This window comes from Marinobacter sp. B-12 (assembly GCF_056857915.1).
On record NZ_JBSXOB010000019.1, the window covers coordinates 1 to 15,208 of the forward strand.

General features: G+C 56.0%; 18 protein-coding genes. 8 read left to right on the top strand and 10 right to left on the bottom strand.

Annotated elements, in window-relative coordinates; genetic code table 11:
* On the top strand, positions 1–224 hold a 224-nt coding region (locus AC13D2_RS01285; RefSeq protein WP_482938108.1), incomplete at its 5' end, for a hypothetical protein.
* A gap of 238 nt (positions 225–462) precedes the next feature.
* Here AC13D2_RS01285 and AC13D2_RS01290 read toward each other — a convergent pair.
* From AC13D2_RS01290 to AC13D2_RS01310, 5 genes are all read right to left on the bottom strand, one after another.
* Entirely contained in the window at positions 463–1,089 is a 627-nt protein-coding gene (locus AC13D2_RS01290) for a LysR substrate-binding domain-containing protein (RefSeq protein ID WP_482938109.1), read from the bottom strand.
* A gap of 33 nt (positions 1,090–1,122) precedes the next feature.
* Positions 1,123–1,392 carry a LysR family transcriptional regulator gene (locus AC13D2_RS01295; RefSeq protein ID WP_482938110.1) on the bottom strand — a complete coding sequence of 90 codons (270 nt, stop codon included), beginning with the start codon at positions 1,390–1,392 and terminating at the stop codon, positions 1,123–1,125.
* A gap of 76 nt (positions 1,393–1,468) precedes the next feature.
* A complete protein-coding gene (locus AC13D2_RS01300; RefSeq protein ID WP_300498978.1) occupies positions 1,469–2,749 on the bottom strand; it encodes a TRAP transporter large permease in 1,281 nt (426 codons plus the stop codon).
* Positions 2,742–3,242, bottom strand: coding sequence for a TRAP transporter small permease (locus tag AC13D2_RS01305; RefSeq protein ID WP_300498977.1), 501 nt, complete (start codon positions 3,240–3,242; stop codon positions 2,742–2,744). Before AC13D2_RS01305 ends, AC13D2_RS01300 begins: the two co-directional genes overlap by 8 nt.
* Positions 3,243–3,300: 58 nt before the next feature.
* Positions 3,301–4,308 carry a TRAP transporter substrate-binding protein gene (locus AC13D2_RS01310; protein ID WP_300498976.1) on the bottom strand — a complete coding sequence of 336 codons (1,008 nt, stop codon included), beginning with the start codon at positions 4,306–4,308 and terminating at the stop codon, positions 3,301–3,303.
* A 343-nt stretch (positions 4,309–4,651) separates the two neighbouring features.
* On the opposite strand from AC13D2_RS01310, the gene AC13D2_RS01315 reads away from it, so the two are divergent.
* Positions 4,652–5,521 carry a polysaccharide deacetylase family protein gene (locus AC13D2_RS01315; RefSeq protein ID WP_300498975.1) on the top strand — a complete coding sequence of 290 codons (870 nt, stop codon included), beginning with the start codon at positions 4,652–4,654 and terminating at the stop codon, positions 5,519–5,521.
* A 29-nt stretch (positions 5,522–5,550) separates the two neighbouring features.
* On the opposite strand, the gene AC13D2_RS01320 is transcribed toward AC13D2_RS01315, so the two are convergent.
* From AC13D2_RS01320 to AC13D2_RS01335, 4 genes are all read right to left on the bottom strand, one after another.
* Positions 5,551–8,118, bottom strand: a complete 2,568-nt coding sequence (locus AC13D2_RS01320) for an ABC transporter permease (protein ID WP_300498974.1) — start codon at positions 8,116–8,118, stop codon at positions 5,551–5,553.
* Positions 8,108–8,779 (bottom strand): ABC transporter ATP-binding protein, encoded by a 672-nt coding sequence (locus tag AC13D2_RS01325; RefSeq protein WP_292046126.1) that lies wholly within the window; start codon positions 8,777–8,779, stop codon positions 8,108–8,110. Before AC13D2_RS01325 ends, AC13D2_RS01320 begins: the two co-directional genes overlap by 11 nt.
* A 192-nt stretch (positions 8,780–8,971) precedes the next feature.
* A complete protein-coding gene (locus AC13D2_RS01330; protein WP_292046128.1) occupies positions 8,972–10,150 on the bottom strand; it encodes a magnesium transporter in 1,179 nt (392 codons plus the stop codon).
* Between the two features lie 99 nt (positions 10,151–10,249).
* Complete coding sequence (locus tag AC13D2_RS01335; RefSeq protein ID WP_300498973.1) at positions 10,250–10,480, bottom strand: hypothetical protein; 231 nt, start codon at positions 10,478–10,480, stop codon at positions 10,250–10,252.
* 118 nt (positions 10,481–10,598) lie between these two features.
* Here AC13D2_RS01335 and AC13D2_RS01340 point away from each other — a divergent pair, with 118 nt between their 5' ends.
* The 6 genes from AC13D2_RS01340 to AC13D2_RS01365 all read left to right on the top strand — a co-directional run bounded on the left by AC13D2_RS01340 (position 10,599) and on the right by AC13D2_RS01365 (position 14,694).
* Positions 10,599–11,558 (top strand): LysR family transcriptional regulator, encoded by a 960-nt coding sequence (locus tag AC13D2_RS01340; RefSeq protein ID WP_292046130.1) that lies wholly within the window; start codon positions 10,599–10,601, stop codon positions 11,556–11,558.
* A 43-nt stretch (positions 11,559–11,601) separates the two neighbouring features.
* Positions 11,602–11,976: a hypothetical protein gene (locus AC13D2_RS01345; protein WP_292046132.1), complete on the top strand. Its 375-nt coding sequence runs from the start codon at positions 11,602–11,604 to the stop codon at positions 11,974–11,976.
* On the top strand, positions 11,973–12,617 hold the full coding sequence (locus AC13D2_RS01350; protein WP_292046134.1) for a Crp/Fnr family transcriptional regulator: 645 nt from the start codon (positions 11,973–11,975) through the stop codon (positions 12,615–12,617). Before AC13D2_RS01345 ends, AC13D2_RS01350 begins: the two co-directional genes overlap by 4 nt.
* A gap of 68 nt (positions 12,618–12,685) precedes the next feature.
* Positions 12,686–13,315 carry a cytochrome P460 family protein gene (locus AC13D2_RS01355; protein WP_292046136.1) on the top strand — a complete coding sequence of 210 codons (630 nt, stop codon included), beginning with the start codon at positions 12,686–12,688 and terminating at the stop codon, positions 13,313–13,315.
* A gap of 151 nt (positions 13,316–13,466) precedes the next feature.
* Entirely contained in the window at positions 13,467–13,802 is a 336-nt protein-coding gene (locus AC13D2_RS01360) for a YnfA family protein (protein ID WP_292046139.1), read from the top strand.
* 25 nt (positions 13,803–13,827) lie between these two features.
* Entirely contained in the window at positions 13,828–14,694 is an 867-nt protein-coding gene (locus AC13D2_RS01365; RefSeq protein ID WP_292046140.1) for an AraC family transcriptional regulator, read from the top strand.
* On the opposite strand, the gene AC13D2_RS01370 is transcribed toward AC13D2_RS01365, so the two are convergent.
* The gene (locus tag AC13D2_RS01370) at positions 14,653–15,048 is read right to left on the bottom strand and encodes a LysE family translocator (RefSeq protein WP_482938111.1); all 396 of its coding nucleotides are present in this window, start codon (positions 15,046–15,048) and stop codon (positions 14,653–14,655) included. The two genes, AC13D2_RS01365 and AC13D2_RS01370, sit on opposite strands and share 42 nt — an antisense overlap.
* Positions 15,049–15,208: the final 160 nt, after the last annotated feature.

Here is a 15,208-nt window from a genome sequence, read left to right on the forward strand (position 1 = left end):
CGGCTTCTTTGGCCTTGGCAAAAGTGGCGGTTTATTACGCTATTTTTGACTGTTTTTTGGTCAATTCCGATGATAAGAATGGAGTCAGGGACATACGGCAACTTGTCGGCGAGCTGAAAAGGGCGTTTTTGCAGGGGCGACTAATAAGCATGACGCCTCTCATGCAATACATTATTTTTTGCAAATTCCTTCGCAAATTGCATCGCAGTTTCGGTCAAGACTGAGCAGTCGCTCCAATCAACTTCATTAGCATCCAGTCCCCCGGTCTGTTCACAAATCACCTGGACCCTCCAGAGCTTGAACAATGCAAAAGAACATTCTGATTACCGGTGCCAGTATCGGCCTCGGTGAAGGTATAATCCGGGAATAAGCCGCCAAAGGCTGTAGTCTTGCGCTCTATGCGCGGCGGGCGGATAAGTTGGAAACGCTGGAACGGGAGTTGCGGCTGTTTTCCCCAACCAGTTACTGATATTTCTCGATTGCTCTGATATGGGAATTAAAAACGTCCGCAATGGTTTCACACAGCCACTTGTGGCCAGACTCATTCTCTGAACTCCTGTCCCAACACAAGTCAAACGAGAAAACCACTTCTTCAAGGGGAAGCGGCGCGGCCTTGAGGCTTTTCAGACGAGAATCCAGGGATAAAAGATGGCTTGGCGCGATGGCGATCAGATCCGTTTTCATAACTAGGTCGGGGATCGTATCCCAGTTCGATACGATCAGCGCTGAGTGTCTCTGAAGGCCTCGCTCGGCCAGAGCATCATCAATCACCGTGGTCCCTGTTGAGGATTGTGAGAGCTTTACGTGGGGCAAGCTCGCGTAGAGCTCCGGGGTCATAGGTTCAGATGCGTAGGGATGATCGGGCCGCATAATCACGACGACATCGTCCAGCATTAGCCGCTTACTACGCACTTCCTTTGGTTTCAGCCGGCCCGGCGTCAGTCGGATTTGTACATCAACCCGATCCCACACACTGTCCGTGGTTATGGAAAATGGCAGGATATCGATGGTGATGTTGGGCGCTTCCTGACGGATTCGGCTGGTAAAGCTCGACAGGAAAAACCCTGATACATAGTCAGCGACCTGCATACTGAATACCCTCGTTGAGGCGGCCGGCACAAACTATTGCTGAGCGCTGATCGCGCCCGCCAGGCACAACAGGCCGCTTTCAACCTGAACGATGATCTCTTTTGCTCTTTCGGTGGGTTCCAGCCCCTTCGCAGTTCTGTAGAACAACTGGTCGTTGAGCATGCCCCGCAGGCGGCCCAGGGCATGGCTCACAGCGGAGGGGGATAATCCCAGTTCGTTGGCAGCTTTGGAAATGGACCGCTGCTCCATAATATTCTTGAAAATGACCAACAGATTCAGGTCAAAATCCCTTAAATTCACCATTGTTGCAAATGCTCGCCGCCGACATTCTGCTTTGAAGTTTCGCAGACCGGGGGGAATTCCGCCACAAACGGAAGGGTCAGCCAAACCTCTCCGGCAGCCAAAGGGTTATTGCAGGGACATAAGCCACCAGGGCGACCACGATGATCAGTACCAGCATGAACGGCCAGATATGCCGTGCCACGGTTTCCACCCGTAAGCCGCTTATACTGGATGCCACAAAGATGGAATACCCGACCGGGGGCGTCACCATACCCACAGCAAAGTTGATAACAACCATGGCACCCAGTTGAATTGGGTCCAGACCAATTTGCTGGCCCAGCCCAATGAGCACACCACTGAGAATCACCATGGCAGAGATATTGTCCATCACCGCACCCAGTAAAAGCAGCATGACGTTGACGATCATAAGCAGGATGATCGGATTATCCGTGAGCAGAAGCAGAGCTTCCGTAAGACGGGCGGGAATCTGCTCACTGGCCATGACCCAGGCGAAACCATAGGCGACGGCGACGATAAACATGATCACGCCGGTGGTTTTCATAGAGCTGACCAGAATGGCGGGTATTTGCCGGAGCTTCAGGTCCCGATACAAAAACAGCCCCACCACTGTGCTGTACAGCGCCCCCACCATGGCTGCCTCGGTCGGTGTGAACATTCCGCTGTATATGCCACCAAGGATGACAATGGGGGCAAGCAACGCCCAGACTCCATCTTTCAACGCAAACAGGGCTTCTTTGCCGGTGGCCCGGTTTTCCTTGGCAACACCGCGATGGCGGGCATAAATTATACTCACGATGCAAAAGCCCAGCGCCGCAATTAATCCGGGCACGATGCCGGCCAGGAAAAGCTTGGCGATGGACTCTTCGGCAAGCACACCCCAGATCACCATTGGAATGGAGGGGGGAATCATCTGCCCCAGCGGGCCGACCGCAGTTGCGAGTGCTGCCGCATAGCCCCGTTGATAGCCACGGCTCTCCAGTTCATCAATCATAATCGAGCCAACGGCAGCCGTTGTGGCAGGCGCCGAGCCGGAAATCGCACCGAAGAAGGTTCCCGCTGCCACTGTGGACATGGAAAGTCCTCCGGTCAGATGCCCGAAGAAGGTTTCTGCAACGCGAACCAGCCTTCGGGACAGACCTCCCGCACTCATTATCTCGCCTGCCAGTATGAACCCGGGAATGGCGAGCAGGCTTGTGACGCTGCTGCCTGCCAGAAATTGCTGGGGTAGAATCATCGGGTTGATGTCCGCCATCCAGATACCGATCGCTGCGAGCAGGCCTATTGTGAACGCAATCGGTACGCCCAGTGCCAATAGGACGATCAGCCCAACAACCATGACTGTACCGATGTCACTCATGTTTCGACTCCACTACATTACGGATCGGCATTGGGCGAAGCATGAGCACAAGAGCATGGACGCTGATAAGCAGACCACACGCCGGTACTGCCGCGTTTTTAATCCAGACCGGGTACCTGATCGCTGGCGATACCTGGCCGGCAGTAAACTCCGCAAAGTTCCACCCTGTCCAAAGCATCAGGACGCCGAACCCTAAAATAAGCAGCATGATGGCGCGTTCAACAAGTTCGGAGACCAAAGAAGGCAAGGCGTCTACCAGCAGCGTGACGCGCACGTGCCCGCCCTCTCGGACAAGCACACTGGCAAAGAGAAACATGGTCCAGTTGAAGGCCAGTGAGGCAACTTCATCACTCCATACCAAGGAATCCCCGAGCACGTAGCGATAGAAAACGCCCAGCAACAGGCTTCCAACCATGACCAGTGCGGTTAACGCCCCGGCTACCTGGGCCCCAAAAGCCAAACCACGTCCCAGGTTATCAAGGTAGTGATACATCTATTTGGTTCCTAGTTCTTCGATTTAGCGTAGCCGGAGTTCATGGGTTCGGTGGCCTTTATTCGGCCACCTGCTCAAGCGCCGTATTTACGATATCCGCCCCGATTTTGCTGCGATATTCATCGTATACACCGGAGACCTTGTTGCGGAAGGCGCCAACATCATCAACCTCATTCACGCTCATGCCCGCTGCCTCGATTTGCGCCAGAACCTCGTCGTTATTGGAGGCAACCGTTGCGCGTTGGCGTTCGATTGCGCGTTTGGCTGCTTGGCGAACGACTTCCTGGTTCTCTGAAGACAGTTTTTGGAAGGTCTGCTTGGACATCAGTAGCGCTAACGCGTTGTAGGTGTGACTTGTTAATGAAAGGTAATCGGTCACCTCCGGGTATTTATTGGCAAATATCACGGGCAGAGGTATTTCCAGGCCATCGACAGTGCCCTGCTGAACGGCCGTGAACACGTCGCTCCAGGCCATAGGCACAGGGTTGGCGCCAATCGCGCGGAAACTGGCGATGAACAACTCACTCGGCTGAACTCGGAGCTTCACTCCGCTGAAGTCTTCAGGCGTGCGAATCGGGCCCTCGTTGCTGATGGTGTGCCGGAAGCCCGCCTCAGGAAACCCGAGCCCCACTATGCCCTTGGCATCGAGCAGGGATAACAATTTTTGACCCACCTCGCCATCAAGAACCTTGTGGGCTTGTTGATTATTGGCATAGAGAAATGGAAGATCGTTGAGTTGGAATGCCGGTTCCAGGGTGCCTACCTGGGTTCCGGTGATAACGCCGGCGCCCATGGTTCCGAATTGCATAGCCTGCAACATGGCCGTGTCATCACCTAACTGATGGTTCGGGAAAAACTGAACGTCAAACTCACCGGGTTCCGCAGACTCGAGTTCTTCAGCGAAGTAATGGGCAGCGATGGCATACGGATCCACTTTACTGTCCGCGGTCGTCCAGCCGAGTTTGATCGTGGTTTGGGCATGACTGACTGCCGCTGATCCCAGCAAGACCGCAGCCACGACGCCGCCCAAAGCAGATGTCAGAGTTTTACGATTGAAATTTGTCATTGTTTTTCTCCGGTGCAAAGAAAACTGAAAATCAAGGTAACATTTGTGGTTTTGTACCCTTTCCCAAAAGCCATATCTTATAACTTTATAATGTTTATTGTTCTCCGATTTCAATCGGCGATAAAAATATAGGCCAAACAAAATATAAGTGCAAACTTAATATAATTCAGAACCAAATGAACATCATTCAACTTGACCATTTTCAGTTTCGTGCAGCTCTAAATGCACGAAATTCACACAACAATAGTACTTTAAATTTAAATCGACTCAGGATATATTATCCATCAACGTTTATATTGTTACTACCGGGTCGTCACTGCTAAACGCCTGAAGGGATACTGACATGCCTGAAGATATTTCATGCAAAACCGAGCATTTAAACGATGAGTTTCGGTGGCCCAAGGATAAGCGGCTGGCGGTCATTTTCAATGTTGCTTATGAAATGTGGACCTCGGACAACTGTTCGAGTGTAAACCCGATGGGCAATGTTCTTTCCGGAAACATCATCGACCCTAATGCAGACAGTTACGGTAGATATAATGTCAATCGCGGTTGCGAACGTCTGTTTAGTATCGCGGAAAAATACGGAGTTGTAACGAGTATATTTACGTCGGGATTGGTTGCTGAAAATCATGCAAACAAATTAAAATCATTATCAGATTTCGGGCATGAAATAATTGGTCATAGTTATGGGCAGGACATGCTCTTTCCCTATTTAAGTAACCAGCAAATAGAAGACAACATTTCAACGTCAACAAAATTGATAGAAACTGCAACAGGCCAACGCCCCCACGGATGGATCAGCCCACGCATAACCTCGGACCTGGACGTCCAAAGAAGACTTGCCCACCATGGTTATAAATGGCACGGCGACGCATTGGATGATGACTTACCCTATCTTCAAAAATTTTCCGACAGCGAAATAATGGCAATTCCGGTCACCATAGATTTCAATGACCTTCCTCATGCAATGCGGTTTGGAAGGACACCGGAACAATTTGTACAAATGTTTATGACCACGCTGGACAAGTTATTGGAGAGCAACCGAGAAACACTTATTCTCGACGTCATTGTCCATGGCCACTGTTATGGCAGACCTGCTGGAGCCTGGGCTTTTGAGGAAATCGTACAGCGCTGTTCGCAGGAAAATGAGCTGTGGCTGACGACGAGAGGAAAGATATTCAATTACGCTAGACCGTTTTTTAGCGGTTGAACCTGACCAAAGGCCAGGTTCCCGATCACCTAGCTGTCCCGCAACAGAAGCGCCGGATTCAGCCGCATAGCCCTCAATGTAGGCAGCAGACCACCCAGTAAAGCCAAAGCGCTTACAATGCCGGCAACCAGTGCGCCAACCCACCACAGATCTCCCGCTGGCAGTTTCAACGCCAGATCTGCCACCGGCAGCGCGATCAACGAACCCAGCCCGGTTGCGAACATCGTCGCCAGCAAGGTCAGCAACCCGGTTTCCAGCAGCATGGAATTCCGGATAGCCTGGTGCCTGGCACCGAGACAATGCAGCAGGTTGGCCTCGTAGAGTTGGCGCCTGCGACTGACACTGACGACGCTCGATAGTACCAACAGGCTTGCCAGAAGGCTGACGGAGGCAACTGCCGCAAGGCCGGCGGCAGCTTTGTTGAGCAGGTCCCCCGCCGTTTCCAGCCAATCAGCGGTGCGCAGTGTGATGACGTTCGGAATGTTGTTCGCCAGCCACTGCTGTGACTCCTTTGCGGCAGGGTCGCTCTGGTAGACCGCGCCGACGTACAGGCTGATTAATCCATCCAGGGCGCCTTGCTGGAGAACACCTTCAAACCAGAACCGGGTTTGCAGGCCCTTCTGGCGATAGATAGCCCGGATTTCGACGACAATCGGCTGGTCCTGGGCCGTGAACTCAATCCGGTCTCCCACCGTTAGCCCGAGTGCGTTGGCTTCGCGGTCTTCCATCGCCATGTAGGCGGGCTCCCCTGCCGGGGCCGGTGTGCTCCACCAGTTGCCTTTTACCAGCTCAAGACCTTCCGGATTTCCCGCCAGATAGGTGAGCTTGTATTCGTCCCCCATGGCTTCGCGCCGGGCTCTGGGGTCGTCAGCGAGTGCGTCTGCGATGGGCGTTTCGTTGATGGCGGCCATTCGGGCGCGAACCAGTGGCAGGAGTTCCGTTGTGCTGGACGAATCCAGCGATTCAAGGCCGGACTTGAGCGGTTCCATCTGGTCCGGGAACACTTCGTAAAGAATGAGCGCGGGGGATTCCGCCGGGATGGTGGTTTCCAGCGCTCGCAGGAGTGTGGTGACCATCAGGGTGCAGGCCACCACCAAGGTCAATGCGGTGCCGAGCGACAACAACGTTGCCCGCAGCGGCGAATCCGGCCGGTGGAGGTTGGCGAGCGCCAGTCGCCGGGCGAACTTTCGGTCGGCAAATCCACTGTTTTCAAGCGCTTTGGCGCCTCGCCGCAACCCTTTGATGATACCCTCCAGCAAGGCCCAGAGCACGAACACCGCCATCAGGAACAGGAAACCCAATTGCGGCGACGGCAACCAGAACAGCGTGGCGCTGATATAGATCGCCAGCAGCACATAGCTCGCGATCCGCCATGTGCGGGGTTCGTTACGGGCGGCCTGTACCTGCCCCCGGAACAGCCCGGCCGGTGACGCAGAAAGAGCCCGGGCCAGGGCCGGCAGCGCGAAGACATAGGCGGTGAGCACCGCAAACAGCCAGCTCAGTAGCAAGGGAATAAACCACAGCGATAACCAGCCCCCAGCCCCGTCTGGGCCGGACAACGCGTAGGCGTCGCCGGCCAGGGATATCGCCACGGCGGAAACCCCCAATCCGATTCCGCCACCGATCAGGCCAGCCAGGCTGCCCAGCAGTCCTATCTGCAACAGGTAGATGGCCACCAATGGTTTTCGGCGCAGGCCCAGTGTCTGCAGGGTCGCGATGGTGCCCAGTTTCTCATCCAGGTAGGCGTGGATGCTGTTGGCGACACCAAGTCCGCCAATGAAGAGCGTGGTGAAGGCGATCAGGATGAGCGCTGTGGCGATCTGGTCCAGCCGTTCGGCGATGCGTTCGCTGCGCTCGGCGAAGGTGGTGGTGTCCCAGTTTGGTTCCGGGAACGCCTGTTCAAAGTCCGCCAGCCACACGTCCAGGTTCTGCTCGGTCTTCACCCGATATTCGTAGTCCACCCTGCTGCCTGGCCGGATCAGTTCCGTCGCCTCGACTGCCTGTTCGGAAATCATGATCGGCAGGCCACGCCAGTTGGCATTCAGGCGACGGTCCGGCTGTTTCTGGATCAGGCCGCTGATGCGAAACGTCGCTGCGCCTATCTCAATCTGGTCCCCGATGGTCTGGCCCAGGCGTTCGGCCAGCAACGGATCGATCACGGCGCCCCATCGGCCATCCTTGCGTGCGGTTAGTTCGGCACGCGACTGGTCCGGCATTAGCTGCAGCTCACCATAGAGCGGATAGGCAGCATCCGGAATCAGGATCTCGGCGCGGAAGAAACCGTCGCCGCTTTCGCCGCTGACAATGGTGTCGAACTCCCGAACCAGCGAAAGAGTCCCGGTGCGTTCCACCCAATCGATCACGTCATCCGGCAACGGTTCGCTGGCATCCAACTCCACGTCACCACCCAACAGCATGCGAGTATCCGCCAACAGGCTCTGTTCGATCACCCGGTAGAGGCTGGCCGTAGCTGCCACCAGGGTAACGCCGAGGATAAGGCAGGCGAGAAAGACCTTAAGCGCGGAGATACGTGATCGCAGATCGGTGATCGCGAATTTGAACATCCACAGCGGCTTTGTCTGGGCGTTACGCTTCATAAAGGCGCCCACCATCCATCCGGACCCGGTGCTGGCAGCGCTCCGCAACACGTTCGTCGTGGGTCACCAGCACCAGGGTGGATTTGCTTTCCTTGTGGAGGTCGAACAGCAGCGAGAGCACTTTTTCGCCGGTGGCGTGGTCCAGGTTGCCGGTTGGTTCATCGCCCAGCAGCAGGCTTGGCTGATGAACCAGAGCCCTTGCAATGGCGACACGCTGCTGTTCGCCCCCGGAAAGCTGTCCTGGATAATGCTGCAGCCTGTGGGTAAGGCCTACCGCCTCAAGCATCGAAAGGGCCTGCTCGCGGGCATCCGCCTGCCCGGCGATTTCCAGCGGCAGACTAACGTTCCCAAGTGCAGTCAGGCCAGGTAACAAATGAAAGGACTGAAAGATAATGCCCAGGTGTTCGCTGCGCCAGTCGGCCAATGCGTTGGCATTCATGTCGCCCAGCCGCTGACTGCCCACCAGAATCTCTCCACTGGTCGGTCGCTGGAGGCCAGACAACAGCAAAAGCAGAGACGTTTTCCCGCTTCCGGAGGGGCCGGTTATTGCCAGTGTGTCGCCGGGCGGGATCTTGAGTGAAGCGTTGTTGAGCACCGCGACGGTGCCGGACTCGGTTGGGTAGGTAAGGTTAATGTCGCTTATCTGGACGCTGGTGGACACAAAGGCACCTTTTTCTTAATAACAGAATGTAGCTTGCACGGCGATTATGACTATAGCGGGCGGCCGCGCAGAAGCTGGAAAGTGATTGAGAGTACGAGCAGTTTTCCAGACTAGCGCACCGTACGAAACGGGTCAGACGCAGTTTTACACGACTTTTGCAAAGTTGGGTGAGCCTGTTCTCAGACAACGTGGTTACAGCACCAACGAGGTTGCAAGGAACAGCATCAGGCCCATACCGATAATGTCGGTAAAGGTCGTCAGAAAGATACTGCTGGCGGTAGCCGGGTCGGCACCAAAGCGTTTTAGCATCAATGGCACCGCCACCCCGAAAATACCGCTTCCCATGCAGGCGCCGACCATGGCAATGAAGATCACCAGGCCGAGCATGGCCGGGTTGGCGGAATCGGTGGACAAGGCGTAAGCAAACATGGCAATCCCGGCAATGACGCCTACGGCAGCGCCATTGAGTGCGCCCAGTAGAACTTCCTTTCGCAGCAATCGCCGGATCGGATAGTCATTGATCTGTCCCAGGGTGATGCCCCTCAGGGTAATGGCCAGTGCCTGGCAGCCAGTGTTGCCGCTCTGCCCCGCAAGAACCGGCAGGAAGGCGGCCAAGGCAACAATCTGGGCGATAGTGCTCTCGAACATGCCGACCACGAAGGCAGCAGCGAAGGCGGTAATCAAATTCACCTGCAGCCAGGGGTGGCGCATGCGGAAGGCCGCCAACACCGGCGTGTTGATCTGTTCTTCCTTCGCCACACCGTATTGGGAACCCGCCTGGGCACTGAGTTCCGATGCGATGCGTTCGTAGAGCTTCCAACCCCGCACCTCGCCTACTACATGCTGTTGCTCGTCCACCACCGGGTACATGCGGTAGTGTCGGTAGAGCACTTCACTGACCGCGTCTTTCACCGGCGTGCCTTCCTGGAACGCAAACGGCTCTCGCACCATGATGGCTGCCAGGGCCTCAGAGGGTTTGGCAAGGATCAGGTCCCGCATGCCTACCACGCCTACCAGGCAATCATTTTCAGTCACAAATATGTAGCTGATCTCGGAAACATCGGCGCTTTTAACCATGAAGGTCAGCGCCTCCGCCACGGTGTAGCTGTCCGGTAGCGTTGCTGTGACCGGTGTCATCAGTTCGCCGACGGTTTCTTCCATACCGGATAGCACGGCACGGGTAGCCGCTTCTTCCGGCGCAGACAACTCTCCCAGGTGTGAAGCGATGACCCGCGCCTGTTCCGCAGGCAATCGCGACAGGATGAACTGAATATCGTCTACGGGTGACTGAATCAGCTCTTCAGCGGCATCCAATGGATTGAGATCGCGCATACGCTCAATCCGTTCGATCAATTCCATATTCTGGGTCATTTTGCGCTCCGACATCAGTGCTTGTTATATGACTATAGCAACACTGAATGATCAGCACCGGTTGGCATGCCGCAGCCGGAGCGTTTTTATCACCCCTGTCTAGTGTGGAAGCCTCAACCGGTCAAGGCTCCGTATCATCGTCCGCACGATGTCTCGCCGCGCCCGACGCTGATCCCGTTGCACTTGCTCAAGATTGATGCCTCCCATCCCATCGCGATATCTGAGCGGTATGCTGCTCCGGTGTGACTCTTTTGCATTACGGTCTGCATGCTCGCGGAAAGCCAGCGGATTGCCACCGCGAAGGTAGGTCTTTTCTGCTGAGATCAACATGTTTCTATCCTCCCTGGCGCCGCACCTTGTGGCGGAGCGCACTGATTGTCGTATGAGTTCAGGTACATGCTAAACTTGTTCCATACTGCAAACTATTCCATAGAATCGAGAACAGACTTTGCAAAAACGAACAGCAAAACAACCCGACAAATCGCCCACTGCGTCTGCCAGAACACGGAGCAATCTGGCATGGAATGACTTTGAACTGGTGCTCGCCATTGCCACAGCGGGCTCGCTGTCTGGCGCGTCGCGGGCACTGGGCGTAAGCCACGCTACGGTGTTCCGGCGGCTGGGTGATGTTGAGCAGCGCCTTGGGGTGATTCTCTTTGAGAGGGGCCGCACAGGTTATCGGCCAACATTGGCAGGGGAAGAACTCGCAGACACTGCAAAGGTCATGGACGAGGCCGCCCTGGCCGCCGAACGCAACGTGGCCGGCCGTGACCTGGAGCCCAGTGGCGAGATATGGACCACCACCACGGACTCTCTGCTGATGGGCGTGCTGGCACCGTTGTTCACGCAATTCCGGCACAAATACCCTGGCATTGTGTTGGATGTCGCGGTGTCCAACCAGTTGTTCAATCTCACGCGCCGGGAAGCGGACGTGGCTATACGCCCCTCAAACCGCCCACCGGAGAACCTGATCGGCCGGCCACTGACCGCCATCGGCCAAGCCGTCTACGCACACAAAGACCTCGGCCTGACACCAGGCACCCCCGTTGAGGCGCTTGCCAGTGAGCCCTGGATTGGCGCCGGGCCAAGGCTTCAGGATTCATCCGTGGATCAGTGGATGGATAACCACGCGCTGAAGCAGGCCTGTGTTTATCGTGTGGATACGCTTGTCAGTATCCTCAGCGCCATTCGCTCGCGTATGGGGCTGGCCGTGATCCCCTGCTATCTCGCGGACGGTGACCCTGACATCGTCCAGCTCACAGACCCCATTCCCGAACTGGAATATGGCCTGTGGTTTCTGATGCATCCGGACTTGCGGGGCGTGGTGAGGATTCATGCGCTGATGGATTTTCTGACAGAGTCCGTCCGGGCCCAGAAAGAGCGCCTGGCCGGGCGTCGTTTGCGATAACCAGCTACGCTGATGTCATCCATGGGAAGAAGGCAAAAAGACAATGCAATGCGCTCTGATCTACGACTTCGACGGCACCCTCGCAAAAGGCAACTGCGCCGAACACGGCCTGATGCCGGCTTTGGGTTTGAACGAGCACTCCGACTTCTGGCCGGAAGTGAACCGCAAGAATCGTGAGCGGGATGGCGACACGGATATACCGGCGATGAAGATGGTGAAGGCACAGGGCGGATGCAGTCTTGCGGTAATTGACGGTGACAAATGGGGCCAAGGGAAAACCCAGGAGAAAATCGAAAAGCTCATTTCCGAAGAACGGGCCAATTATTTGGTTCAGGGTGATTACACATCCGGCAGCCAGTTGGATGTGACGGTTCGGGGAATCCTCAGGCTGTACAAGCGGAGGCATGGCCAACCATGACGCCAACCGCAGGCCACCCACTCGCCACTCAGACCATCGTACTGGCATCCGGTGAGCACCTTTATCACCAGGGTCAGTGGGACAACAGCGTTTACATCGTCGAGTCCGGACACCTTAAGCTTGAACACGTTGCTACCTCTGGTACCGCGAGTATTGCTGCCGTGCTCGGAGCCGGAGAAATATTCGGAGCCGGACTAGGGAGCGACGAAACCGCGACCCAGACCGTGTCTGCCAAAGGCGCTACCCGTGTTATTCGCTACACCGCTGAACGCTTCCAGGCTCGCATTGATGCTGAACCGGCGCTGGCAGGACAGGTGATCAGAATGCTTGCCCGGCGCCAGGAAATCACCGAGCGGCGCCTGTACGCCCTCATGACACTGGATGTGCGCGGGAGAATTGCAGTGACACTGCTTGACCTTGTAGGTCAGGCTGGCGGCCATTGCGCCCATGGTCACGAGGTGGATGTGCCACTGACCCAGCAAGAATTGGCCGAATTGATTGGCGCCAGCCGGCCAGTGGTCAGCGCTGAACTCAATGAATTGCGTCGCGAGGGGCTACTGGATTATACCCGTGGACACATCTGCGTGGTGGATCTCGCCAGGCTGTCGACGTTTGCCACTCATCGACTCGGTGAGTGTTAGCCATCTGACAGACGCATCGCCCAACAAGGCATAGCCTTCAGTTCTATTCATCAAACGGAGGCTATACCATGCAAATAAAGACTTCCCTTGCTGCCGCCATTGTTATCCTGGCACTAAGTTGGACAACAGGTGCGGCAGCGGAGCAGCAACAGAACACATCCGGTGACGCCACGGCGTCAGAAAATGAGTCGTTTTCGCCTTTTGTCGACGCCAAAGGCAACATTACCCGGCCACAATCATTCCGTGAGGATTGGGTACACATCGGCAGTTGGTTTGTTGGCAAGGACGACCAGGCCAGTGGGCCTGGGGTCCATGACGTTTATGCCGACCCGTCAGCGGTAAAGGCATTTCAGGCTGATGGCAAATGGCCCGATGGTGCAGTGCTGGTCAAGGAAATCAGGGGCATTGAAGAAGGCCCGAAAACCACTGGTCACGCCCAATGGGCGGGGGACATTGGGGTCTGGTTTGTGATGGTACGAGACCGTCAGAACCGCTTCCCCGACAATACCGCCTGGGGTGAAGGCTGGGGATGGGCGTTGTTCACACCGGACAGCCCCAACACCAGCACCACCGACAACTGGAAAGGCGAAGGCTTCAATAACTGCTTCGGCTGCCATGTGCCGGCCAAGGATACCGAGTGGGTGTTCATCGAAGGCTACCCGACCGTGAGGGACGCAGCGAAGTACGACACTCAATAGTTACCCAGTCCGCCATCGATACCGGGTTGTCGGTGGCGGCCAACCCTCCCCATAACGTCAGCAACGCACTGCGTTTGGTTGAATACCAACGCCCTCACCCTTATGATCGCGTTGAAAGCCGCCGACTGGATACTGAACGGAATATAATAGCGTGTTACCAGAATTGAAAACCGTCGGCCTCTTTTTAGTGACCGCCCTGGCCGAGATCGTCGGCTGCTACCTGCCCTATCTGTGGCTGCGGGAAGGCAAAACCATCTGGCTGCTGATTCCTGGCGCCCTGAGCCTGGCCGCGTTCGCCTGGCTGTTGTCACTGCACCCGACCGCCGCTGGCCGGGTGTACGCAGCCTATGGTGGTGTTTATATCTTTATGGCGATACTTTGGTTATGGGCCGTGGATGGCGTTCGGCCAACGGTCTGGGATCTGGTGGGCACGGCCGTGGCTTTAACAGGTATGGCCATCATTATGTTTGCGCCCAAGGGCACGTAAACTCACTGAGGATATGATGGCGCGCATGACCAACACCACCGTGAGTAAACCCATTTTCTGGCGTGATGCCCGACTGCCCCATGTGGAATTACGCAAGGTCAGCGACGGACGCCAAGTCTGTTATGCCCCTCACAGTCATACGCAATGGTCCATTGGCGCTATTACCGGCGGCGAAAGCACCTATCAGTATCGGGAGGATCTTTTCCATGTCCGCGCTGGTGATCTGGTACTGATGAACCCGGAGTGGGTTCATTCCTGCAACCCGATTGATAACCAGCCTTGGGCCTACCTGATGCTGTATTTGGATACCGGATGGCTGACGGATCTGCGGTTTCGGGCCGGGTTGCTGCCAACCCCACACTGGCAGGACATTGCCACTGCCACCCTGTCGGAGCCCATCTGGTATGAGCGCTACTGCCACATGGCAGAGTGTCTTCTGGATGCTCAGCGTGCCCTTCTCGACAAGCAGACCGAGGTGGTGGAGTTCCTGTCAGACCTGATGCATGAGTTGGCCCGGCAACCGGTGGTTCAGCAACCAAAGGCGCCGGATACCCTGACTGAGCTGGCACGCTATCTGGACAACCACATGGCAGAAGACATATCGCTGGATACGCTCTGTGAAATTTCCGGTTACAGCGCCGGCCACCTGATCCGGGCGTTCAGGCAATATTTCGGTCTTACGCCCCATGCCTATCTTCTCAACCGCCGCATCCAGCTAGGGCGCCTTGAGCTCGCCAACGGCACCCCAATCGCCGAGGCGGCACTGAACGCAGGCTTCGCCGACCAGCCTCACTTCCAGCGCACGTTCAAACGGCTGATGGCGGCAACGCCGAATCAGTACCGACAGCCCTCAACCGATCACCAGATACAGGCAACTGATCGCAAGCAATAAAGCCAGGGTCCGGTTGATGGCCATCAGCACCACAGGCCGCTGCACGTATCGCCGCAGGAATGCCCCCGCATACACCCAACATGCCAGGGACAACCAACAGATGGGCAGGTAGAGCGACGCAAACAGCAGGATCTGGTTCAGGTCGTTGGCGCTGGTATAGGCGCCGATGCCAGACGCCGAAGCCAGCCAGGCTTTGGGGTTCAGCCACTGCATGATTGCCCCGGTGCCGAAGCCCGGCGCCTTATCAACACCCGTTTCCGGTAACTGACCGCTGTCCATGGCCAGCTTTATACTCAGATAAAGCAGGAATGCGACACCGCCCCATCGCAACAACGTCTCCAGCATCGGCACCATGGTCAGCAGCGAATAGAGCCCTAGTGTTCCGTGCGGTTAATTCGATGACTTATTATCGATTAAACTCAGCTTTGCCCTCGCGACCGATGTCATAATGGATTCGGCGCTTTTGTGCCATCGGAATGGCTTGGCCAGTGTCTCATTATGAACCTTGATGTAC

What these genes read in the sequence shown, in the direction of transcription:
- AC13D2_RS01290 (WP_482938109.1), bottom strand. Translation starts at nt 1,089, where the DNA reads ATGCAGGTCGCTGACTATGTATCAGGGTTTTTCCTGTCGAGCTTTACC.
- AC13D2_RS01295 (WP_482938110.1), bottom strand. Translation starts at nt 1,392, where the DNA reads ATGGTGAATTTAAGGGATTTTGACCTGAATCTGTTGGTCATTTTCAAG.
- AC13D2_RS01300 (WP_300498978.1), bottom strand. Translation starts at nt 2,749, where the DNA reads ATGAGTGACATCGGTACAGTCATGGTTGTTGGGCTGATCGTCCTATTG.
- AC13D2_RS01305 (WP_300498977.1), bottom strand. Translation starts at nt 3,242, where the DNA reads ATGTATCACTACCTTGATAACCTGGGACGTGGTTTGGCTTTTGGGGCC.
- AC13D2_RS01310 (WP_300498976.1), bottom strand. Translation starts at nt 4,308, where the DNA reads ATGACAAATTTCAATCGTAAAACTCTGACATCTGCTTTGGGCGGCGTC.
- AC13D2_RS01315 (WP_300498975.1), top strand. Translation starts at nt 4,652, where the DNA reads ATGCCTGAAGATATTTCATGCAAAACCGAGCATTTAAACGATGAGTTT.
- AC13D2_RS01320 (WP_300498974.1), bottom strand. Translation starts at nt 8,118, where the DNA reads ATGAAGCGTAACGCCCAGACAAAGCCGCTGTGGATGTTCAAATTCGCG.
- AC13D2_RS01330 (WP_292046128.1), bottom strand. Translation starts at nt 10,150, where the DNA reads ATGACCCAGAATATGGAATTGATCGAACGGATTGAGCGTATGCGCGAT.
- AC13D2_RS01335 (WP_300498973.1), bottom strand. Translation starts at nt 10,480, where the DNA reads ATGTTGATCTCAGCAGAAAAGACCTACCTTCGCGGTGGCAATCCGCTG.
- AC13D2_RS01345 (WP_292046132.1), top strand. Translation starts at nt 11,602, where the DNA reads ATGCAATGCGCTCTGATCTACGACTTCGACGGCACCCTCGCAAAAGGC.
- AC13D2_RS01350 (WP_292046134.1), top strand. Translation starts at nt 11,973, where the DNA reads ATGACGCCAACCGCAGGCCACCCACTCGCCACTCAGACCATCGTACTG.
- AC13D2_RS01355 (WP_292046136.1), top strand. Translation starts at nt 12,686, where the DNA reads ATGCAAATAAAGACTTCCCTTGCTGCCGCCATTGTTATCCTGGCACTA.
- AC13D2_RS01365 (WP_292046140.1), top strand. Translation starts at nt 13,828, where the DNA reads ATGACCAACACCACCGTGAGTAAACCCATTTTCTGGCGTGATGCCCGA.
- AC13D2_RS01370 (WP_482938111.1), bottom strand. Translation starts at nt 15,048, where the DNA reads ATGGTGCCGATGCTGGAGACGTTGTTGCGATGGGGCGGTGTCGCATTC.